Source organism: Leptospira broomii serovar Hurstbridge str. 5399 (assembly GCF_000243715.2).
GTDB lineage: Bacteria > Spirochaetota > Leptospiria > Leptospirales > Leptospiraceae > Leptospira_B > Leptospira_B broomii.
In genome coordinates, this window is the sequence record NZ_AHMO02000008.1 from 2,410,289 (window position 1) to 2,430,959 (window position 20,671).

Below are 20,671 nucleotides of genomic sequence, written 5' to 3' on the forward strand. Positions count from 1 at the left end.
TTTTATGAAATCATTTATGAGACTTTCTTGGAATATGAAGGATTTACTAGTACAAATCGGGCAAATTCCCGCTTTATACTAAAACTCCTTCTAAAATAGAACCGACTAAAGATTCCATTCGATTTTCCGATTTAGTTTGAGGGTGAAATAAATACGGTCAATTTGACCTGTAGAAAAACAAAAACGAGATCTACTTATCTTGATTTTATCATTTTCTTACGACTATCGTGAACGCGTTCCGAACGGAATGCGACAGCGCATTATTCCACTATGCGGTACCAGAAATCCAAGGCCATATTTACGAAATTATAATATGTATCCTTATGGAGCCGATATTTCCCGCGAATTCATTCCTGAACTTACAGGAGGATTCAAAATAAAATGAAGAGTTTAAAATTCATACTTTCGCGATGCTCGCCCAAGGTTTTGCTTTTTCCAATTGCGAGGCGAGTCGGATTAGGATATCTTCTCGACCTCGAGCTCCGGTAAACATCATTCCGATCGGCAAGCCGAATCTTGTTCGAGACAAAGGGACGGACATCGACGGCTGTCCGGTTAAATTAGCGAGCTGAGTAAACGGAGTGCGCGATAGATTTTTTTCCACAAGTTGATCCACCATGCCCGTAGCCAATAGAAGTTTTCCTAAACCGGCTCGACCTATGATTTGCATTGCAATCTCTTCGTAGAATTTCGGAGCTAATTCTCCGATTTTGGCGGGGGGTTCCGCAGTTGCCGGTGTGAGATAAACATCGTACTCTCGATGGAACTCCTCGGTTAGAAAAGCCGCTTGATCCCAATAGCGGATTGCCGAGACAAATTCACCGGCACCGACAGAGCGACCTAATAAACCCAATATCCATGTCGTAGATTCTACATCTCCCATCTTGGCTTTTCTTCCGAATACGGTTTCTAATTTTTGAATTTCTGCGGCCACTTCTCCGAAATACATCATGATATAGGCTTTAGCCAATTTTTTGCCGTCTATTTTCGGAGCGGATTCCTCCACTTTATGACCTAAGGATTTCAATAACTTAGCCGTTTCTAAAACCGCTTCCGAATGATCGGCATTCACTCCTGTGCCTATCGGAGATTGAAATGAATAAGCGATTCGTAATTTTCCTGGCGCTTTTCTTGTCTCGGAGAGAAAGGGAGATTTAGGTTTTTCTAAAGAGAAAACTTCCGCTCGAGTGATTCCGGAAACTAAGTCTAAAATTGCCGCGCTATCCCGTACGGATTTTGTCAGCACATGATCAACAGAGGCTCCCTGCCAAACTCTTCCTAACGGATAAACCGGCACTCTTCCTCTACTCGGTTTTAATCCGAATAATCCGCAATAAGCCGCTGGAATTCGAATCGAACCTCCTCCGTCCGAGGCCGTCGCAATGGAAACCATTCCGGAAGCGACAGCGGCGGCCGATCCTCCGCTGGAACCGCCAGGGGTGCGTTCCGGGTCCCAAGGATTTCGGGTCGGACCGTGAAGTTTCGGTTCGGTAATTCCCATCAAAGCGAATTCCGGAGTATTAGTCGTACCTAAGAATAAGAATCCGGCCTTCCTAAATCTAGAAACGAATTCCGTGTCCGATTCGGCGATATGTTTACGATACGCCTTGGAGCCGGAAGTGATTCTTTCCCCTCCGACTTCATGTATGATATCCTTAAGTAATATGGGAACGCCAAAAAAAGGTCCCTTGGGGCTTTTGCCGGAAGCTGCGAGACTTTTTGCTTGTTCGATTGTTTGTTGGACGACTGCATTTAATTTAGGATTCAGAGTCTCGATCTTCTTAGCTGAAAATTCTACTAATTCTTTCGGGTGAGCTTTTTTTCGGCGAATTAGCTCGGAAAGCCCCAATGCATCATATGCTTCGAAATCTTGCGTATCTTTCGCCATAATATCAGTCCTCTTTCATTCTCCGATAATTTCCGAACCCGGTCTAATAATAGGGGAACGAAATCGCTCGCGATTCTCTAAAGAGAAGGAACGTAAGGACGAACATCGACGGGTCAAGGCAATTCTCGGACTATGAGGAATTTTCATTTTCCGAATTAGCCCCCCCATCAAAATGGGCACTTAGGATACCTGACGGGAACTTGAAGAATATGATTCTAAATCTAAAAAGGCATTGGGGATATCTCATCTTACTCGCGTTATGTCTTTCCCTCTCCGTATCCGCTACGCCTGAGCAAGATAGGGAATTTCTTTCTTCGGTAAAGGAAGGTAATCTAAAGAAAGTGGAAGCTCTGCTTTCGCAAGGTGCAAGAATCGATGCGAAGGATGAGGAAGGTCGGACCTCCCTTATGCTCGCGGAAGGCGAGGACGTCGTCGAATTTCTTATCAAGAATGGAGCGAACTTAAACGCTCAGGATCAGGACGGGAATTCGGTCCTTTTCTATCGACTTCTTCCTCTACTTAAAGTCAAGGTCCCGGATATGGATGATCTGGCCGAAGCGAAGCGTTTGATCGAGTCGGGAGCACAGGTCGAATACATGGCTAGAAAAGGGGAGGATCAGCATCCTGTATCTCTTTTGAATATGGCAATACGGAATAAGAACCTAACTCTCGTAAAATTTTTAGTTGAGAACGGAGCAAACCCGAATCACGATCCGGGCGGCGTAGAGGAATATCCGCTCTTTCTTGCGGTCGGCGGAGCTTCTTCTTCCCCCGATCTTGCAATTACCGAATACTTATTGGCAAATGGAGCGAAGCCCGTTTTTACAAGTCGCCTGAAAGAGATTCAAACTCCTGAAGGGACCAAACAAATCGGAGCCCGAAACGCCTTTCACTATGCAACGGAAACGCTCGGCACAGATCCGAAGATTTTCGATATCCTCGCAAAAGCGGGCACGAACCTGAATCAGCGGGATGCCCGAGGTAAAACTCCGCTGATAGAGGCAATTTACCGAAAGAATGTCGGCGCGGCGGAGAAGCTCATAGCTTTAGGCGCAGACATTACTCTTTCGGATATCGAAGGCAAAACTGCCTTCGACTTGGCAAAAGAAGTACAACTGGAATCAGTTGCACGTCTTATTGGCGAAAAACTTTCACCTAAAACCCCTTAGTCGCACTTTTTAAATTTTTTTTCTGATTACAACTGTATACTAAGCGTATACTACAGATATTTCCTGCAAAAAATCCTCCTTTTTTTTATTTCTCCAATAAGGCTTGTAAGCATCTTCGAATCCGAATTCGTCGTATTAACGCTAAATAGGCGGGCGGCTCGCTAAGCTAAATGTTTATTCAGTCAACTGGCAATATTTCGAAACATACATTGATTACTTCCTCCAAGGCCTTAGGTCAATTTTTTACGCCTGCTCCTTTGGCTAGGATAATGGTTGAATGGACTTCAGGCGCAAAATCGAAGTTCGAAGTTAATTCTCCGTTTCGAGTCTTAGATCCTGCAGCGGGTAAAGGAATTTTTTTTTCCATGACCGATTGTTCCCTTCGTACGGAATTCCACGGTTGGGAGATTGATCCGATTCTATATCGGGAATGTCAGCAAATTCTTGACAAAAGTGGAGCGGAAGGCGGCTCGAAGTTCTTAACTTTAGGGGATTTCTTAACTGCGAGGGTGGATTTTCTTTATGACGCCATTCTGTGTAATCCGCCTTACAAGCGACTCAATCATTCGAAGCTCGGAAACGATCTGCTAAAAACATTCAAAAATCAGGTAGGGGTTTCGATTCCAGGCACTGCGAACTTATACGTTTTTTTTCTTTTGAGAATTCTTTCCTTACTTAAGGAAGGGGGAAGAGCGGCGGTACTCCTTCCTTATGAATTCTTAAACGCGGGATATGGAATCCCAGTTAAACGTGCGCTTCTTGAATCTGATTCTCTTAGAAGAATTCTTTTCTTGGATTCGTCCTGGTCTTTGTTTTCAGGTGCCGTAACTTCCTCCTGTATACTGTTTTTGGAAAAATTAAAACCGGAATCTTCCGGATTTTTATGGTCGCGTGTTCCTTCGTCGGCACTTAATGGCGAAGGAACATCCATTGAAAGTTTAGAATGGCGAGAAGTAGTCTTAAATGCGGGAGACAAATGGACTAGATTACTACGGAAAGATAAGGATATTATTTATAAAATAAAAAGTGATGCGAAAATATCATCTAACAATAATTATGTGAGTATGGCGAAGAGTTACCAACTTGATAGAGTTTCGATTCTTGAGTTCGGAAAATTTCGCAGAGGAATCGCCACAGGGGACAATGGATTTTTTCTACTTTCCGAAAAAGAAGTTTTGAATTTACAGATACCGTCCGAATTTCTTCGTTCCTCTATTCCAAAAGCTCAATATGCACTTTCTCCTTTCTTTACCGGCGATGATTGGAATATACTTCGATCGGGCGGCGCTAAGGTCTGGCTTTTAGACGCCAAGGAAGTTCGAAGTATAGACAATCATAAAGGAATTAAGAAATATCTGGAGGAAGGAATTAAGCGAGGAGTTCCTAATCGTTTTCTTCCTTCTCGAAGAAGACCCTGGCACTCGCAAGAAAGCAGGGAACCTTCCAGGATCTTAGCGACTTCCTTTCATCGCGAGGATATTCGATTCGTACTGAATTCGAGCCCGGCGGTAAATCTTACCTGTTTTCACGGTTTTACTGCAAAGCCGGGATACCAGGAGTATGAGGATCTTTTGTTCGCATATTTAATCACGCCTCACGCTCATAAGGAATTGGAATCCAGAACTAGGGAATACGCTCAAGGCTTGAGAAAAGTGGAGCCGGGAGATTTGAATTCCTTAATCGTGCCGGATTTCAGAAAGTTACAAGAATTGGAAAAAGAAAAAATCGGTTCTCTTCTATCCAAATACAGGGAACTACTCCATCCTTGGACTCCGGGTCGACGTAGAAAGCCGGAGCAAATAGTCGGAAAGAACCCCGCCGAAAGACAACTACTCGTTTCCATCGAGGAATTTTTCTATTTGTAACGAAAATCGAAATTTTAAACCGGAATTATCCGCTTCCGGGAATTATTTTAAATTCTTATAAAGTTTATCCAGCAGTCGGACTAGTTCTTTTTTTTCGGGTTCCGAGAATCCTTTATACAATCCGGAAAGAAGCGATCTTGAAATACCGAGCATAATGGGTCGTATCGAGTAGGCTTTTTTCGTAAGCTGGAGATTTACTACTCTCTGATCCTCGTCATCCCTTGCACGCTCCACATATCCTAGATCTTCCAATTTATCGACCAGCGCCGTTAAAGTCGATTTGTCTCTGTCGATCATTTTGGCAATTTCTTGCATCGGAACTTTCTTAGACATCGCTAACGCAAAAAGTATATCGGCGTGAGTAGTGGACAATTGTCCGAGGCCTTTTTCCTTGAGTTCCCGATTTAAGTGCCGATGAAATTCGTCTCGTATACGCGAAATTAAGTAAATTATTGTTCGGGGATTCATTTATATCTTTCTATCTTCGAAACTGCAGAACTTAGGGATGTTTTCGGTTAAGCGAATTGGTAGAGGTAGATGACCTCTCCGATTGCCGCCGGCTTAGGCGCACCTTCCACTTCGAAGCTGAGTTTTAGGGTCATTCTTGCCGTACCCCGAAGGTCTTTTAGCTCGATCAGTTCTGCACGGAGTTTGAGTTTAGAACCGACTTTCACCGGATCCAGGAATCGTAGTTTTTCCATCCCGTAATTGATTCCCATTTTGATATTTTTTAGTTCTAAAATCTGGGAAAGTAGGTAGGGGGCCATAGAAAGAGTCAGATATCCGTGCGCTATGGTTGTCCCGAAGGGAGATTCTTTGGCAGCGCGAGCAGGGTCGGTATGTATCCACTGATGGTCGAGGGTGGCTTCCGCAAACTTATTAATCTGCTCTTGCGTAATTTCATGGGGAGCGGAAACTCCGAGCTCCTTTCCGACATAGGCTTCTAATTCCGCAAAACTGGATAAAACGAGTTTGGCCATCGCGACTTCCTCCACCGCTCGCGCGGGATTTTATTGAAGCTGTCGGAAGTAGATGGTTTTGTCACCAACTTTTTAGATCAAAAACAGAACGGTCGTTACGTCGGTTATACTTTGTTTGCAGGGCTATCGCCAAATTTTCGATGTACTTGATACATAAGGTAAAGGCAGAGGCCGATCAATCCTTCCATCATCATAATATCCGGGCGAAAAATATATTCCATTTTGCTAACCTTCCACTCGGAAGAATCGGTCTTTTTCATCTCGGTGATGTGAAGGAGGGAATACAAATCCGTAAAAAAATTATCCCCAGACCGCAGCTTATCGTCTCGAATAGAGAGTGCTTTTTAGGTCCGTCAGGCCGGAAGTCGGAGAATAAATCTCATTTGCGTTCTTTTCGTTATTTATGTTTCAAAAGGATTGACAGTTGCCGCCACGCAGGTTCCGATAGAAGTAGGATAGATATGGGAAGCTCGCCCGAACATTTAGGCCCCCTCCTGATACAATTCCTTCTCGGAGTAGGATTCTCCGCCCTTATCCTCGGCCTCGCGTTTCTCTTAAATCCTAAGAAAAAATCCAAGCCCCACGATACTTTCGAATGCGGAGTCCCGTATTACGGCGACGCGAAAGGTTTATTTAATATTAAGTTTTATTTGGTAGCTGTTCTGTTTATACTCTTCGATATCGAAGCAGTCTTTCTTTTTCCTTACGCGGTAAACTTAAAAGCGTTTAAGGAGGCCGGTCTCGGTCCGTTTCTATTGGTGGAGATGTTCGTCTTTATTTTTATTTTAGTCGTCGGTTTATATTATATACGTAGAAAGGGGGCGTTAGAATGGGATTGAACGATCAACTCAATCAGCCCGGTCAGATGTACGGCGATATGGTTCAAGTCGCTAGTGCGGATACGATCATTAATTGGGGTAGAAGTTACTCCCTTTGGCCGTATCCGTTTGCCACTGCATGTTGCGGGATCGAGTATATGAGTACTTCCTGCTCCGACTATGACATCGCCAGATTCGGTGCGGAGCGTCCTTCGTTTTCGCCGAGACAGGCCGATATGATTCTTGTCTTAGGAACGATTACTTATAAAATGGCGCCTGTTCTTCGCGAGATTTACGATCAACTTTCGGAGCCGAAGTTCGTGGTCAGTTACGGCGCCTGCGCTTCTTCCGGGGGAATGTTTCACGCCTATTCGGTTCTCCAAGGAATCGATAGGATCCTTCCGGTTGATCTGTATGTCCCTGGATGTCCTCCTCGACCGGAAGCTCTTCTGGATGCGGTGATTAAGCTTCAAGAGAAAGTTAAAACCCAAGGCTTGGAAGCGAGACGACAGGAAGTGATGAGTAAAATTCGGGAGATCAATGAAAGAAACAAACCTTTGGTCGTCCGATGAAAGAAACGATAGATCGCTTCCTCAAAGACAAGTTTCCCCAATACGTCTATAAGGAAGAAGAGGTTATCTCCAACCTCCCGGTATTCTTCCTAAAAGCCGAAGGAATCGTCCCCGTCTTCAACGCTCTTAAAACGGCGCCGGGAATAGAACTAAATTATCTGAACGACCTAACCGCAATAGATTGGTTAGGAAAGAAAGAGCCGAGGTTCGAAGTCTGCTATCTTTTGCGGTCAGGAAATAAATCATCCACTCGAGTCCAATTCAAGATTCCTCTTTCGGAAGGAGAGGGAGTTCCTAGTATCGTAACTATTTTTAAAGGTGCGAACTGGCCGGAACGAGAGGTTTACGATCTTTTCGGTATCCCGTTCCACAATCATCCCCAGTTGGAAAGGCTGATCATGCCCGACAATTTCCAAGGACATCCTTTGCGAAAAGATTTTCCGTTAGAAGGATTCGGCCAAGATTATTTGATCGAAGACCTACTGACGATTCACATCAAGGATGATATGGAGGCAGGATGACGATCATGTATGAAAAGACGGCCGAACATTTCGGCTCCAAATTCAAGCATTTGCCCGAGGGTCATTTGCTAGTTAACCTTGGACCGTCGCATCCGGCGACCCACGGAATTCTCCAGAACGTCATTCAACTCGACGGGGAAAGGGTCGTGGACGTTGAATCCGTCATCGGATATGTTCATCGTAGTTTTGAAAAGCTGGGCGAGAAATACACCTATAACCAGTTTCTAGTTTGCACGGATAGAATGAACTACGTCTCTACTCCGCTAAACAATATCGGCTGGATTCTCACCGTAGAAAAGATGATGGGTATCCAAGTTCCGGATAAGGTGGTGTACGTCCGGATGATAGTATCCGAACTGTCCAGGATCATGGATCATATTATTTGTAACGGAATCCTCGGCGTGGATTTGGGCGCTTTCTCCGGGATGCTGCATTTGTTTCACCATCGTGAAAATATCTATCAGGTTTTGGAAAAGCTGACCGGAGCCAGGTTGACCACCACATTCTGTCGAGTCGGCGGACTGGAGAAGGATATTTATCCGGAATTCGCCGACGAAGTTCGAACCATCTGTAAGGGTCTCAAACCCGCAATCGAAGAGTTCCAGAGTTTATTAGTAAATAATAGAATCTTTATGGATCGAACTGCGGGAATCGGAGGCATTGCCGCCGAAGACGCGATTGCGTACGGATATTCCGGTCCCAATTTGAGGGCGGCCGGAGTTCCATGGGATGCCCGTAAGGATGATCCGTATATGTTTTACGATAAGGTCGACTTCGATGTTCCGATCGGAGAGGATGGTTCCGTCTTTCATCGTACTTTGGTTCGAATGGAAGAAATGCGCCAATCCATCCGAATCATAGAACAATTAGTGGAAGGAATTCCTGCAGGACCTCATCACGCGGATCTTCCTCATATCTATTTGCCCGAGAAAGATAAAGTATATCATAATATGGAAGAGTTGATCTACCATTTCAAACTCATTATGCACGGTATTAAGGTTCCTCCGGGTGAATATTATCAAGCTACGGAAGCGGCCAATGGGGAATTGGGTTTTTATATCGTTTCGGAAGGAGAAAAATCTCCTTGGCGAGTTCATGTTCGTCGTCCTTGCTTTTGGTTTTATCAATCTTTTCCGGAATTGGTGAAGGGCGGTCTACTCGCGGACACGATCGCAACAATGAGTTCGCTTAATGTTATTGCAGGGGAGCTAGATTGCTAATGCCTTATCAGTTTTCCCAGGAATCCGAAAAAAGATTCGGTAAACTATTGGAGATGTTTCCGGATAAGCGGAGTGTGATTCTTCCGGGATTGTACCTTCTTCAAAAGGAAAAAGGTTATGTGGATCGGGAAGGGATGGAATATCTTGCGGGAAAAATCGGAGCGCCGATCTCTTTAGCTCAAGTTTACGGAGTGGCGACCTTTTATACTCTCTATAATAAAAAACCCGTCGGAAAATTTCATATTCAAATATGCGGCACCTCGAGCTGTTATATTCGCGGGAATGATGCGATAGAAAAGCATATCTGTTCCAAGCTCGGAGTCAAGTTAGGCCAAACTACTCCGGATAAAAAGTTCACGGTGGAAGAGGTGGAATGCCTCGGGGCTTGCGGTTATGCTCCGATGGTGCAGATCAACGAAGCATATTATGAAAATTTAACTCTCGAAAAAGTGGACGAACTTCTTCAGAGTCTCGGTTAAGGGGGATCGATATGGCCGAAATGAGAATTCTCACCAAATACATCGACGATCCTCGATCCAATGAACTCGAATTTTACGAGTCAGTCCACGGATACGACGGAATGAAGAAGGCCCTCCAGCTAAAACCGGAAGAGATTGTGGATATCGTCAAGAAATCCGGTCTTCGCGGAAGGGGTGGAGCCGGTTTCCCGACCGGAATGAAATGGTCGTTCATCCCGAAGGATATTCCTAAACCGAAATACATTATTTGCAATGCCGACGAAGGGGAACCCGGCACTTTTAAGGACCGGAAGTTGATCGAAAAACTTCCGCATCAGATCATCGAAGGAATGGTAATAGGCGCAAAAGCAATTAGCGCTAATAAAGGATTCTTTTATATTCGCGGAGAGTTTAACAAGGGCATCGACTCTATGCAGAAGGCCATAGACGAAGCCTACGCAAAAGGATATCTGGGAAAAAACATACTCGGCAGCGGATTCGATTTCGATTTAGTTCTGTATGCCGGAGCCGGAGCCTATATTTGCGGAGAGGAAACCGCTCTAATTAATTCCCTCGAAGGTCGGAGAGGACATCCGAGGCTAAAGCCTCCTTTTCCCGCAGTTTCGGGATTATATCGATGCCCGACTGTCGTGAACAATGTGGAAACGTTTTCTACCGTTCCTCATATCATGGATAAGGGCGCCGATTGGTATTCCAAAATCGGAACTGAAAAATCGCCGGGGACCCGACTCTTTTCAGTTTCCGGACATGTAAAGAAACCCGGGGTTTATGAAATCGTATTGGGAACTCCGTTGATGGAATTAATCAACGATCTTTGCGGCGGGATGTTGGATGACAAACCTCTAAAAGCCGTGATTCCGGGGGGTTCATCCGTACCAATCCTGACTGCGGAAGAGTGTAAGACAGCGAATATGGATTTTGAATCCATGGCGGCTCATAAAACGATGCTAGGTTCGGGAGCGGTCATAGTAATCGGTGAAGGAACTGATCTCGTCGAAACCACTTATCGATTTGCAAGATTTTATGCACATGAATCCTGCGGGCAATGTACCCCTTGTCGTGAAGGAACTCATTGGGTCCGAGACCTTTTGGATAAAATTCGAAAAGGAGACGGAACGAGCGAGGACTTGGAATTGATTCTTTCCCTTTCTAAAAATATGGAAGGAGGAACTACTATTTGTCCCTTGTCCGATGCTTGCGTGGGTGCTGTCAGACCTACGATTCAGAAATTCCGTCACGAGTTCGAGGCAAGACTAAAGGAAAAGGCTCTCGCCCCTTCTTCCGCCGCATCAGGAGTATAAATTAGAATGGATTGGAACCAGATTCTTTTTTGGTTACTGAAAAGTGCGCTCTTTTTCGGAGTCTTTATCACCGCCTGCGCTTACTATACGCTTGCAGAAAGGAAAGTGGCAGGGTATATCCAGGATCGAAAAGGCCCCAATCGGGCTGGGCCATTCGGACTTTTACAACCGCTTGCTGACGGGATTAAATTCCTTACGAAGGAAGAAATTTTTCCGAAGAATGTAAATAAGGTAATGTATCTGATTGCTCCGGCAATCTCGATGACCTGCGCGATTATGGCTTGGGCCGTGGTTCCATTAGGCGGGGTTTTGCCTTTACCGAGTTGGGTGACGGAAAAAACCGGTTTAAGCGTTTTGGATTTACAAATCGCCAATCCGGATACCGGGATTCTGTTCTTGTTTGCAGTTTCAAGTCTTTCGGTGTACGGGATTATTCTCGCCGGCTGGTCCAGCAATAATAAGTATTCTTTAATCGGTGGGATTCGTTCGACCGCCCAAATGATCAGTTACGAACTTCCGTTAGGTATGTCCGTGGCGGCGATCGTTATTCTTACCGGTTCATTACGATTAACTGATATTAACGACGCACAGATCGGGCAATGGAATATCTTCAAACTTCCCGGGTTCATCGCGTTTTCCATCTTTGCGGTGGCGATGTTCGCCGAAACGAATCGACTTCCTTTCGACTTAGCCGAAGCGGAGTCCGAATTGGTTGTGGGATTTCATACCGAATATGGAGCTTTTAAATTCGCTCTCTTCTTTATTGCGGAATATATGAATATGATCACGATGAGTTGCGTCGTTACCCTTCTGTTTTTTGGAGGGTATAACGTCCCGTTCGGTATTTTGGAAGGCTCATCGTTTCATGCGTTGTTCGGGATTGCGCTCTTTGCGATAAAGGTACTTTTTTTTGCCTTCCTTTTCATGTGGGTCCGCTGGACTTTGCCCCGGTTTAGATACGATCAGCTCATGACGATCGGTTGGAAGACGATGATTCCTTGGGCCGTAGCCAATATCGTAGTCGCTAGCGCTTACATAGGTATGGATGGATTTTGGAAATGGTAGGACTCTTCGATAATCCTCAATTGCTACTGTTTTTTATTTTCTCCGGAATTATCATTGCGGGGGCTCTAGGCGTCGTATTTCATCCGAATCCGATCACATCGGCGATCTTATTAGTTCTCGCCTTCTTCGCGTTAAGTGGAATTTATGCGGTCTTGGGTTCGGTCTTCGTGGCAACGATGCAGGTCTTCGTCTATGCCGGCGCGATTATGGTATTGGTCGTCTTTGTCCTGATGCTACTATCCTTGCACGACGAAAGCGCCTTTAAACTTTGGACTCATCCCTTAAAGAAAGGCGTTCTTTTGTTTTTTGTGGCTCTGTTAGGAGTCGTTTTAATCAATTCGGTAAGGGAAGGAATTCCGAATACTCGATCTTCCCCGCATGGATATTCTAAAACCGGAAATTATGAATACGATATAACGCAGAATGGAGCTACAAAAAGCACGAAAGTGGAGGGAAATACTGCAGTAGTCGGAACTTCCATGTTCTTGGACTACCTTCTTCCGTTCGAAATTTTGTCCATCTTACTTCTCACAGCAGTGTTGGGCGCCGTTATATTAGGAAAGAAGAATTTAGGGAAAAAACCCGAGGAAGGCGAAAAATGAATCCGGCCGTGCTCAATCCGACAATCTCGGGAATACCAGTGGAATATATCTTAATTTTGGCCTGTATCGTTTTTACGATCGGAGTCGCCGGAGTTCTTTTTAGAAGAAGCGCCGTAGTGATATTCATGTCCATCGAACTCATTTTAAATTCGGTAAATTTAGTATTCGTAACTTTCTCTAAGGCCTTGTATCAAGTTCAAGGAGAAGTGGTCGTATTTTTCGTAATGGCCATCGCAGCGGCCGAGGCCGCGATCGGTTTGGCTCTCGTCGTTGCGATTCAGCGGAAGAAAAAGACCAGCTTTGTCGACGAAATGAACTTAATGAAATGGTGATAAATATGGCCTGGGATATTTGGATACCGGTCCTTGTACTTTTACCGTTAGTCGGGTCCGTATTAAACGCTTTTTTTGGACGAACGCTAAAAGGAAATTGGCCCGGCATACTAGGAACTATTTTTTCTTTCGCTTCTTTTGGCGTCGGACTCTATGCGTTTCTCGCATTTAAACCCCTGGAACGTCAGGTTCCCGAGATCGTTTCTTTTTTTCATTGGTTGGACGTAGGCGGATTTAACGTAGAGGTCGCTTATCAAATCGATCAACTTTCTCTGTTTATGGTTTTAATCATAACCGGTATCGGAAGTCTAATTCATCTTTACTCGATCGGTTATATGAAAGGTAATCCGAGTAACGGTCGCTTTTTTTCCTATTTAAACTTATTCGTTTTTTCAATGCTGCATCTAGTCTTGGCCGAAAATCTCGTTGTCTTGTTCTTCGGTTGGGAAGGAGTGGGGCTTTGTTCCTATCTTTTGATAGGTTTCGATACGCATAAAGAAACCGCGGCAAATGCAGGGATTAAGGCCTTTATTACTAACCGAATTGCGGATCTTGCGATGGTTGTCGGGATTGCGTTGACGTATTGGTATACTGGAACCCTTTCTTTTACGCAAATCGCATCCATACTTCCGGAACTTCGCGGATTCCAGTACGTTCTGCCTATCGTAACGACTTGCTATTTCATTGGGGCTATGGGTAAGTCCGCACAATTTCCGTTTCATGTTTGGCTACCCGATGCGATGGCAGGACCGACTCCCGTATCGGCATTGATACACGCGGCGACAATGGTAACTGCGGGAATCTTTCTGATTGCAAGATTGAATTTTCTTTTCATTCTTACCGCGCAGGTCGGGCTTTGGATTACCGTCATCGGTACGTTTACCGCTTTTTTTGCGGCGACGATCGGAATTTTTCAAAACGATATTAAGAAAGTTTTGGCCTATTCTACGGTGTCTCAGCTCGGATATATGTTCGTCGCAATGGGCGTGGGGGCTTATGTTGCCGGACTGTTTCATTTGCTAACCCACGCATTCTTTAAAGCATTATTGTTTCTAGGCTCAGGATCGGTTATCCATTCTTTACACGACGAACAGGATCTACGAAGAATGGGTGGATTGAAAACTCAGATGAAAGTGACTTGGTTCACTTTTTTATTGGGAACCCTGGCGATTTCGGGGATTCCTCCGTTTAGCGGATTCTTTTCCAAAGATCTAATATTAGAAAAAGCGTATTTTTTCCATCCTCTTTTTTTCGGATTGGGAGTCGTGACCGCCCTATTAACGACGTTCTATATGTTTCGCTTAACATTTCTTGCGTTTACGGGATCTTCCAGAATCTCGCCGAGCGTTCATCCGCATGAATCTCCTTGGACGATTACGCTTCCGTTAATCTTATTAGCTTTCGGCGCTGCTTTCAGCGGATTTCTTTTCGTTCCCGAATCGTTAGGCGGCGTCGATCTTTTAGAACGTTATTTCCAGCCGATTTTTGCTTTAGGAAAAGAATACTCTCAATCCGCGATTCGTCATTCGGTAAACGTTCATCATTTAAGTCCCAGTGCCGAACTGACCTTGGCTTTGTTGTCTTTAGGAGCCGTGGGGATCGGTTTTGGCCTAGCCTGGAATTTCTATTTTCGTAAAGGCGAGATTCCACCGTCGGAAGAAGAATACTTAGGTTGGCGTAAATGGATCGCCAAGAAATACTATGTAGACGAGTTCTTTTCGAACATAGTTGTCGGGCCCATTTTATTCTTTTCGGAATTCTTTTCTTCGATTGTAGAAAAGCAGTTCATAGATAAGATACTCGTTAATACCGGTAGGCTTTCTTCGGGCATTTCCCTGGTGCTTAGGCGTTTGCAGACCGGAACCATCGTTGATTATGCTTTTATGATCATCCTTGGTACTATTTTGATTCTATCTTTGTTCCTTTGGAGGGGATTGTAAGTGCCCCAGTATTATCTCACAATTCTTCTCTTTTTACCCGTATTAGGAATTCCGGTCTTATTTTTTTCCAGTCGCGAAAGTTGGATTCGGTCGGTCGCGTCTTTCATTACGTTTTCCGTTTTTGGAATGACCGTCCCTCTGTTTCTCGAATTCGTTCAAGGAGACAGCGGACCGCAATTCGTACATCGAATTCCTAATTTCCTGGATTTAGGCCCGGGAGGACTCGATTATTACGTTGCGATCGACGGCTTTTCTTTGCTTCTAATCGCGATGTCGGCCATCCTATTTTTCTTATCTTCGTTATCGGCGGTTTCCAACGTAAAACACCGAGTCAGAGAATTCTTCATTCTTCTTTTACTCGTCGAGACGGGTGTGCTTGGAGTTTTTCTCTCGTTCAATTTGGTTCAATTTTACGTATTTTGGGAATGGATGGTGCTGCCGTTTGCATTGATGGTGGGCATTTGGGGAGAATCGGGTAGGATTCGAGCTTCTATGAAATATCTGGTATTTTCATTTACCGGATCGGTGTTTATGTTGGCGAGTATTCTCGTTCTTTATCATTATTCTTCCACGTTCGATTTGGAAGAATTGGCAGTATTACCTTTATCTAATATTCCATCCGACCTTCGTTTTTGGCTCTTTATCGGATTTAGTTTTGCGTTTGCAATTAAGGTCCCTTTGTTTCCTTTTCACACTTGGATGCCGGACGTGCACGAGGAGGCCCCGACGGTCGGTTCCGTGGATTTGGCTGGAATTTTACTAAAGATAGGATTATTCGCGTACATTCGCGTCGTAATTCCGATTTTCCCTCAAGTATTTTTGGAATATAGGGATTTCTTTGCGGGTTTGGCCGTTGCCGGAATCGTTTACGGAGCAGTCGTCGCTTTGACGCAGACTAATAGTAAGAGACTCGTGGCTTTCTCCTCTCTTTCCCACATGGGATTTTGTATCTTGGGAATTCTCACCTTAACCGAAGAAGGGGTTTCCGGCGGAATGTTGCAAATGGTGAATCACGGCTTCACTTCAGGTCTTCTTTTCTTTTTATTAGGAATGTTGCATGAACGAACCGGCACGAATAATTTAGCGGACTATTCAGGAATCGCAAAGATTGCGCCGTCCTTAGCGGCTTTTATAGGATTGGCTGCATTTGCAAGCGCGGGTCTACCCGGAACGAACGGATTCGTTGGCGAGTTTTTAATCTTAATCGGGACATTCAAGTATCATATCCTTTACGGTGTTTTAGCGGGTACGGCAATCATATTCGCTGCCGGGTATATGTTGATATTCGCAAAATCGTTACTATTCGGAGAACCGAATAGAACTACGGCGAACCTTGTTCCTTTGAATTTTAGGGAAAAATTTATCCTGACGGTGACTGCGGGATTTATTTTGGTGATGGGTGTTTTTCCGAATCCATTTTTACAGTTCATAATACCGAGCGCTCGGGTTGTGTTGAATAGCGCAGGTGAAGAGGCTCTAAAAGAGAGGGCTTTTTCGGAAAAAGAAGGATCTTTACGACAAGTGGAACGCAAATATAAGGATTATCGATCTCTCGGCGGTGCAGTTTCGAGTTACGAAGAAAGAATCCCTGTCTCAAAAGGGACGGGAATACCGGGATCTCGACGTTCCGCGAAGGAGAAAGAAGAATGAGTCTGATTCCAGGTGTGAACGACTTACTTTCCATTCTCCCGATATTGATTCTTTCGGGAGGCGGAGTTCTATTATTAATTCTTCAATTTGCATTTCAAGGAGCCGAGTTTAGGGTCGTTCGATTTGCCAGCGGGCTGGTGCTGGTAGGCGCGTTTATCGCGTTGCTCCATACCCAATTCGAATATCCCGGTCCTGGAAAGTATTTCGGCGACCATTACGAAGTGACCTCTCTGGGTTTTTGGTTCGGAGCGCTTTATTTAGTCATGGCGTTCGGAACGATTTTGGCGTCTCCAAGATCATTACAACAACATAATATGCAATTTCCGGAATTCTATCCGTTGCTTTTATTTTCGACTGCGGGCATGTTCTTAATGACGGACGGGCGGGACACCGTCACGATCTTTGTCGGATTGGAATTGATGAGTCTTGCCTTGTACGTGTTGGTAGGTATGGCAAGAAGCGACGAGTATTCGTTGGAAGCGAGTCTCAAGTATTTCCTGCTCGGGAGTTTTTCTTCGGGATTCTTCTTAATGGGTATCGCTTTCTTATTCGGCGGTTCCGGAAGCACGAGTCTATCCGAGAGTTTAAAACCTTTGGCAATAAGCGGTTTCGACGCGAATTTCACGAAGATAGGACTACTTCTCTTATTAACGGGTATTGCATTTAAGATCGCGCTTTTCCCTTACCATTCCTGGACTCCTGACGCATACGAAGGCGCGTTGACTCCGGTAACCGGATTTATGGCTACAGCATCGAAAACCGCATCAATGGGGCTTTTGGTAATCGTTTTCGCGCATATGCCCATCCCGGTTTTTTCCAGCGAATGGGCATGGATCACCGGAATATTAGCTCTTCTTTCCATGACTTACGGAAATTTTCTGGCCCTAAAACAGGAAAACTTAAAACGATTACTCGCGTATTCCTCCATAGCACACGCGGGTTACGTCGTCGCAGGGATTAGTCTTGGAGTCCGAGAAGAGGCGATCTTCTATTTAATGGTTTATTCCTGCATGAGTTTGGGAGCGTTCGCAATCATAGCATATTTGGAGCAAGGTCGCCGACAGGTAACGTTTGCCTCAATTCAATCATTATCGATTACTCATCCCTGGTCAGCTCTGGCCTTGTTTCTATTTTTTCTTTCTTTAGCGGGTATTCCGCCTTTGGGAGGATTTTGGGCCAAGCTATTCCTATTCCAAAAAATTGCGGAACAAGGAAATAATTTAGCGAGGCTATTATTGATCGGTGGCATCGCAAATTCGGCCTTGGCTCTTTATTACTATGCGAAGGTCGGAATTTCCGCATACATGAGTTCCGAAACGGGAGAGATTTCCAAGGATGAAAAAGTAAGGCCGAGCTACGGAGTCGTCGTCGTCTCGGGTCTGAGTCTCGTCTTTATTCTTGTCGGATGGTATTTTTTACAACCTAAGGACCTGACTAATATAACTCTCGAGCGCCGATCGGAGTCTATTCAAAAATAAGAATGTCTTTTTTTAGAAAAATTCTCTCGTTATTAAAGGGAGAGACACCTAATGCTTCCGATTCCGAGGCTGATGATTCCGCATTCCGTTATGCGATGATGCAGTATGGGAAAAAGAAAAACCCGAAAAATTTAGCCAAGCTCTCCGAAGAGCTTACTAAGTCTTCCTTTCTCGTTCCGCATTTAGAGGCCGGAAAACTTCCTCCTGGGAAAAAAAAGAAACTTAAACCCAAGAAGAAAGCCCCCGCAAAGAAAAAGAAAAAGGAAGCGGATGAAATCGTTTTACTTTATGTGAGCGATGAGAATGGGCGCATCTTCCTACCGGCATTTTCACATCCTAAAGAAGTGATTCGGTATTTCGGAAAAGAAACGCCGACGATTCGACTTTCGGCTCGGGATCTTTGGTGGACGGGACTACGGAATAAGGAAATCGCCGGAGTCGTAATCGATCCGGCAACGACCCTTTGGATTCTTTCACGCGAACATTTGGAAGTTCTTCAGGAAGGATAGAAGTTCGATTTTCTCTTTCGATCGTAACTCGGAGCGATTTTGGATAAAAATTCGGTCGTTGGAAACTTTAATCGGGTAATAACTGTAAGATCTTGCTGATAAGCAGGGTTGCATTTAACGGTTTTATGATAATTTCGGTCATTCCTACGGATCGACAGGCGGATAAAGTTTCTTCCTCGTTAGAGGCTGTGATGCCGATGATCGGAATTTTCGGATTTAAGAACTTAATTCTTTTTGAAAGTTCCAAACCGTCCATTTTGGGCATTCGGATATCGGTAAGAACAATGTTCGGGGAATTTTTTTGAAAGGCTTGTAATCCTTTTACTCCGTCATCCGCAGTAATGACTTCCTCAAAAGTTCCCGCAAGAATTCTAGATAGCGAAATCGAGACGATTAGCTCGTCCTCAACGAATAGAATTTTGATCGGTCTCTTTTTCATGGTAACTCTATACGAAATTCGGCGCCTGTTCCGTCGCTATGAGCGGATAGCCTCCCGCCCATATTCTTTTCGACGATCGTTTTTGACATATAAAGACCTAATCCGACTCCGGAACCTTGTTCCTTTGTGGAAAAATACGGTAAGAAAATCTTCTCGCTGATTTCGTTCGCAAATCCGCCTCCGTTATCCTTGACGCTTACGATTTTTTTTCCTAGTTCGGAATATATTTTTACCTGAATGGCAGGTTCCTCCGGGTTATGTTGAAGGATGGCATCCTTAGCGTTGGATAAAATATTCAATAAAACTTGCGCAAGCTCGTTCGGATAGCCGTAAGCCGAGTCTTCTCCGGCAAAATGAGTCTCTATTCGAATATTCTGATGCTTCATACTCGCTGAAACCAAGGACAAGCTTTTTTCGATGATATTTTTCAAGCTGAAATTTTCTTTTGCCTTATTGGGTTTATAAAAATTTCTAAAATCGTCGATAGTCTGAGACATTGACTGCAAAAGATCGAATATGCGTAAGCTCGTATTCCGCATGTAATCGTTGTCGAGTTGATCGTTAAGAGAAGTATATTCCAGTTCCTGGACCAATATTGATATCGCGTTCAGGGGTTGACGCCATTGATGGGCGATGTTTCCGATCATTTCCCCCATTGCGGCCATTCTGGATTGCGCCTCCAAGATCCGCTCCCTTTCTCTCCTGAGGTGCATTTCCTGTTCTATTCTTAATTCTAAATTCTTGTTTAAGGTGGCCAATTCTTCGTTCTTCGCAACGAGGCTGTCTTCCGCATTCTTTCTTCGTGTGATATCACGGATTACTCCGACAAAAAATCTCGAACCATCCAGCCAGACTTCGGAAACGGCAAGTTCTATCGGAAAAATATGACCGTCCTTTTTCTGGGCTAATACTTCCCTCCCGATTCCTATAATCCTTTTTTCTAAAGTATTTACGTATCGATTTACGTACGAATCATGTTCGCTATGAAACGGGTCAGGCATTAGTATTCGAACGTTCTTTCCGGTTACCTCCTCTTCAAGATATCCGAACATTTTCTCCGCTGCGGAATTAAACATTAGGATATCGGCTTTTTCGGTTATCAAAATAATCGCATCAACGACCGTTTCGAAAATGACGAGAAATTTTCTTTCGCTGATGTCCATCGCGTTGAGCGCGCTAATTTTCCCTTCCTGCTCTAATAAATTCGCAAACGAATACGAAAGGTAATAGGAAATATCCAATAATAATTCTTCGGTTTCGGCGTTGAATTCGGTTTCCTGGTCCGAAAGCAAAAGTAACGCGACATGAAATTTCATATGTGCTGCAAAAATAGGTATAAAGACGGCGGATCTTAGATTTTCAATTCCATCTAATTGATCTTTTCCGAATAAAAGAATCGGCTTATTGGAGGAAAAATCGCATTTGTTTGTCACTAATCGTATCAAAGAATTCACCAATTGAGGTGCGGTCTCTTCCTTGGGCGATAACTTTGAAATGCGTATCGCCGACTTTCCGTTATTTTCGTCCGATTCTATTATGATCGCTTTTTGAAAAACTGCGTTCTCAAGAGCTAACTTACACACCTCTTCAAAGAAAGCGGGTACGTTCTTCCAGAGAAAAATTTTTTGCCGTAACTCGGATTTATACTCCGCTAGACCGACGATGGGATTCTTATTGGGAGACATAAAAAAGCCGTTGCCCGCTAAATTAAGGATTACATGCGAAGGGAATCATATCATAAAATTGGAAAATAGGAAAGAAATTATTATTCTGGCCCGAGGATTCTGAGGATTCTAAATCGGAATTTGCCTATGAAGCGTCATCCTTAATTTTGTCAATGAAG

20 protein-coding genes are annotated in these 20,671 nt (G+C 44.3%); 15 read left to right on the forward strand and 5 right to left on the reverse strand.

The features are described from left to right. Nucleotides 1-397: 397 nt before the first annotated feature. Entirely contained in the window at nt 398-1,888 is a 1,491-nt protein-coding gene (locus tag LEP1GSC050_RS16730; protein ID WP_010568900.1) for an amidase, read from the reverse strand. Between the two features lie 209 nt (nt 1,889-2,097). Here LEP1GSC050_RS16730 and LEP1GSC050_RS16735 point away from each other — a divergent pair, with 209 nt between their 5' ends. Next, entirely contained in the window at nt 2,098-3,057 is a 960-nt protein-coding gene (locus LEP1GSC050_RS16735; protein WP_010568901.1) for an ankyrin repeat domain-containing protein, read from the forward strand. A gap of 170 nt (nt 3,058-3,227) precedes the next feature. Then, on the forward strand, nt 3,228-4,922 hold the full coding sequence (locus LEP1GSC050_RS16740; RefSeq protein WP_084695328.1) for an HsdM family class I SAM-dependent methyltransferase: 1,695 nt from the start codon (nt 3,228-3,230) through the stop codon (nt 4,920-4,922). Between the two features lie 42 nt (nt 4,923-4,964). On the opposite strand, the gene LEP1GSC050_RS16745 is transcribed toward LEP1GSC050_RS16740, so the two are convergent. Beyond that, nucleotides 4,965-5,390 carry a MarR family winged helix-turn-helix transcriptional regulator gene (locus LEP1GSC050_RS16745; RefSeq protein ID WP_010568902.1) on the reverse strand — a complete coding sequence of 142 codons (426 nt, stop codon included), beginning with the start codon at nt 5,388-5,390 and terminating at the stop codon, nt 4,965-4,967. A gap of 47 nt (nt 5,391-5,437) precedes the next feature. Next, entirely contained in the window at nt 5,438-5,902 is a 465-nt protein-coding gene (locus tag LEP1GSC050_RS16750; RefSeq protein ID WP_010568903.1) for a MaoC family dehydratase, read from the reverse strand. A 461-nt stretch (nt 5,903-6,363) separates the two neighbouring features. On the opposite strand from LEP1GSC050_RS16750, the gene LEP1GSC050_RS16755 reads away from it, so the two are divergent. The 13 genes from LEP1GSC050_RS16755 to LEP1GSC050_RS16815 are packed head-to-tail and all read left to right on the forward strand — an operon-like array spanning nt 6,364 to nt 18,389. Then, complete coding sequence (locus LEP1GSC050_RS16755; protein ID WP_020987162.1) at nt 6,364-6,741, forward strand: NADH-quinone oxidoreductase subunit A; 378 nt, start codon at nt 6,364-6,366, stop codon at nt 6,739-6,741. Continuing rightward, nucleotides 6,732-7,292: an NADH-quinone oxidoreductase subunit B gene (locus tag LEP1GSC050_RS16760; RefSeq protein ID WP_010568905.1), complete on the forward strand. Its 561-nt coding sequence runs from the start codon at nt 6,732-6,734 to the stop codon at nt 7,290-7,292. The genes LEP1GSC050_RS16755 and LEP1GSC050_RS16760 overlap by 10 nt, the downstream gene beginning before the upstream one ends. Further along, a complete protein-coding gene (locus LEP1GSC050_RS16765; protein WP_010568906.1) occupies nt 7,289-7,813 on the forward strand; it encodes an NADH-quinone oxidoreductase subunit C in 525 nt (174 codons plus the stop codon). The genes LEP1GSC050_RS16760 and LEP1GSC050_RS16765 overlap by 4 nt, the downstream gene beginning before the upstream one ends. A 5-nt stretch (nt 7,814-7,818) precedes the next feature. Continuing rightward, on the forward strand, nt 7,819-9,033 hold the full coding sequence (locus LEP1GSC050_RS16770; protein ID WP_020987571.1) for an NADH-quinone oxidoreductase subunit D: 1,215 nt from the start codon (nt 7,819-7,821) through the stop codon (nt 9,031-9,033). Continuing rightward, entirely contained in the window at nt 9,033-9,512 is a 480-nt protein-coding gene (locus LEP1GSC050_RS16775; protein ID WP_010568908.1) for an NADH-quinone oxidoreductase subunit NuoE family protein, read from the forward strand. Before LEP1GSC050_RS16770 ends, LEP1GSC050_RS16775 begins: the two co-directional genes overlap by 1 nt. Before the next feature lie 11 nt (nt 9,513-9,523). Beyond that, nucleotides 9,524-10,813 (forward strand): NADH-quinone oxidoreductase subunit NuoF, encoded by a 1,290-nt coding sequence (gene nuoF / locus LEP1GSC050_RS16780; RefSeq protein ID WP_010568909.1) that lies wholly within the window; start codon nt 9,524-9,526, stop codon nt 10,811-10,813. Between the two features lie 6 nt (nt 10,814-10,819). Continuing rightward, entirely contained in the window at nt 10,820-11,878 is a 1,059-nt protein-coding gene (gene nuoH, locus LEP1GSC050_RS16785; protein WP_010568910.1) for an NADH-quinone oxidoreductase subunit NuoH, read from the forward strand. Next, nucleotides 11,872-12,480: an NADH-quinone oxidoreductase subunit J gene (locus tag LEP1GSC050_RS16790; protein WP_010568911.1), complete on the forward strand. Its 609-nt coding sequence runs from the start codon at nt 11,872-11,874 to the stop codon at nt 12,478-12,480. Before nuoH ends, LEP1GSC050_RS16790 begins: the two co-directional genes overlap by 7 nt. Continuing rightward, nucleotides 12,477-12,812 (forward strand): NADH-quinone oxidoreductase subunit NuoK, encoded by a 336-nt coding sequence (nuoK, locus tag LEP1GSC050_RS16795; protein ID WP_010568912.1) that lies wholly within the window; start codon nt 12,477-12,479, stop codon nt 12,810-12,812. Before LEP1GSC050_RS16790 ends, nuoK begins: the two co-directional genes overlap by 4 nt. A gap of 5 nt (nt 12,813-12,817) precedes the next feature. Continuing rightward, a complete protein-coding gene (nuoL, locus tag LEP1GSC050_RS16800) occupies nt 12,818-14,752 on the forward strand; it encodes an NADH-quinone oxidoreductase subunit L (RefSeq protein ID WP_020987433.1) in 1,935 nt (644 codons plus the stop codon). Beyond that, nucleotides 14,753-16,402, forward strand: coding sequence for a complex I subunit 4 family protein (locus tag LEP1GSC050_RS16805; RefSeq protein WP_010568914.1), 1,650 nt, complete (start codon nt 14,753-14,755; stop codon nt 16,400-16,402). Beyond that, on the forward strand, nt 16,399-17,880 hold the full coding sequence (locus LEP1GSC050_RS16810) for an NADH-quinone oxidoreductase subunit N (RefSeq protein WP_010568915.1): 1,482 nt from the start codon (nt 16,399-16,401) through the stop codon (nt 17,878-17,880). The genes LEP1GSC050_RS16805 and LEP1GSC050_RS16810 overlap by 4 nt, the downstream gene beginning before the upstream one ends. A gap of 2 nt (nt 17,881-17,882) precedes the next feature. Beyond that, nucleotides 17,883-18,389 carry an SseB family protein gene (locus LEP1GSC050_RS16815; RefSeq protein ID WP_010568916.1) on the forward strand — a complete coding sequence of 169 codons (507 nt, stop codon included), beginning with the start codon at nt 17,883-17,885 and terminating at the stop codon, nt 18,387-18,389. 67 nt (nt 18,390-18,456) lie between these two features. Here the strand turns inward: LEP1GSC050_RS16815 and LEP1GSC050_RS16820 are convergent, their stop codons facing one another. Next, a complete protein-coding gene (locus LEP1GSC050_RS16820) occupies nt 18,457-18,828 on the reverse strand; it encodes a response regulator (protein WP_010568917.1) in 372 nt (123 codons plus the stop codon). Then, the gene (locus LEP1GSC050_RS16825; RefSeq protein WP_010568918.1) at nt 18,825-20,513 is read right to left on the reverse strand and encodes a sensor histidine kinase; all 1,689 of its coding nucleotides are present in this window, start codon (nt 20,511-20,513) and stop codon (nt 18,825-18,827) included. The genes LEP1GSC050_RS16820 and LEP1GSC050_RS16825 overlap by 4 nt, the downstream gene beginning before the upstream one ends. Nucleotides 20,514-20,671 lie beyond the last annotated feature (158 nt).

Excerpts from the sequence above, each read along its gene's own strand:
- LEP1GSC050_RS16730 (WP_010568900.1), bottom strand. The coding sequence starts at position 1,888 with ATGGCGAAAGATACGCAAGATTTCGAAGCATATGATGCATTGGGGCTT.
- LEP1GSC050_RS16735 (WP_010568901.1), top strand. The coding sequence starts at position 2,098 with ATGATTCTAAATCTAAAAAGGCATTGGGGATATCTCATCTTACTCGCG.
- LEP1GSC050_RS16740 (WP_084695328.1), top strand. The coding sequence starts at position 3,228 with ATGTTTATTCAGTCAACTGGCAATATTTCGAAACATACATTGATTACT.
- LEP1GSC050_RS16745 (WP_010568902.1), bottom strand. The coding sequence starts at position 5,390 with ATGAATCCCCGAACAATAATTTACTTAATTTCGCGTATACGAGACGAA.
- LEP1GSC050_RS16750 (WP_010568903.1), bottom strand. The coding sequence starts at position 5,902 with ATGGCCAAACTCGTTTTATCCAGTTTTGCGGAATTAGAAGCCTATGTC.
- LEP1GSC050_RS16755 (WP_020987162.1), top strand. The coding sequence starts at position 6,364 with ATGGGAAGCTCGCCCGAACATTTAGGCCCCCTCCTGATACAATTCCTT.
- LEP1GSC050_RS16760 (WP_010568905.1), top strand. The coding sequence starts at position 6,732 with ATGGGATTGAACGATCAACTCAATCAGCCCGGTCAGATGTACGGCGAT.
- LEP1GSC050_RS16765 (WP_010568906.1), top strand. The coding sequence starts at position 7,289 with ATGAAAGAAACGATAGATCGCTTCCTCAAAGACAAGTTTCCCCAATAC.
- LEP1GSC050_RS16770 (WP_020987571.1), top strand. The coding sequence starts at position 7,819 with ATGTATGAAAAGACGGCCGAACATTTCGGCTCCAAATTCAAGCATTTG.
- LEP1GSC050_RS16775 (WP_010568908.1), top strand. The coding sequence starts at position 9,033 with ATGCCTTATCAGTTTTCCCAGGAATCCGAAAAAAGATTCGGTAAACTA.
- nuoF (WP_010568909.1), top strand. The coding sequence starts at position 9,524 with ATGGCCGAAATGAGAATTCTCACCAAATACATCGACGATCCTCGATCC.
- nuoH (WP_010568910.1), top strand. The coding sequence starts at position 10,820 with ATGGATTGGAACCAGATTCTTTTTTGGTTACTGAAAAGTGCGCTCTTT.
- LEP1GSC050_RS16790 (WP_010568911.1), top strand. The coding sequence starts at position 11,872 with ATGGTAGGACTCTTCGATAATCCTCAATTGCTACTGTTTTTTATTTTC.
- nuoK (WP_010568912.1), top strand. The coding sequence starts at position 12,477 with ATGAATCCGGCCGTGCTCAATCCGACAATCTCGGGAATACCAGTGGAA.
- nuoL (WP_020987433.1), top strand. The coding sequence starts at position 12,818 with ATGGCCTGGGATATTTGGATACCGGTCCTTGTACTTTTACCGTTAGTC.
- LEP1GSC050_RS16810 (WP_010568915.1), top strand. The coding sequence starts at position 16,399 with ATGAGTCTGATTCCAGGTGTGAACGACTTACTTTCCATTCTCCCGATA.
- LEP1GSC050_RS16815 (WP_010568916.1), top strand. The coding sequence starts at position 17,883 with ATGTCTTTTTTTAGAAAAATTCTCTCGTTATTAAAGGGAGAGACACCT.
- LEP1GSC050_RS16820 (WP_010568917.1), bottom strand. The coding sequence starts at position 18,828 with ATGAAAAAGAGACCGATCAAAATTCTATTCGTTGAGGACGAGCTAATC.
- LEP1GSC050_RS16825 (WP_010568918.1), bottom strand. The coding sequence starts at position 20,513 with ATGTCTCCCAATAAGAATCCCATCGTCGGTCTAGCGGAGTATAAATCC.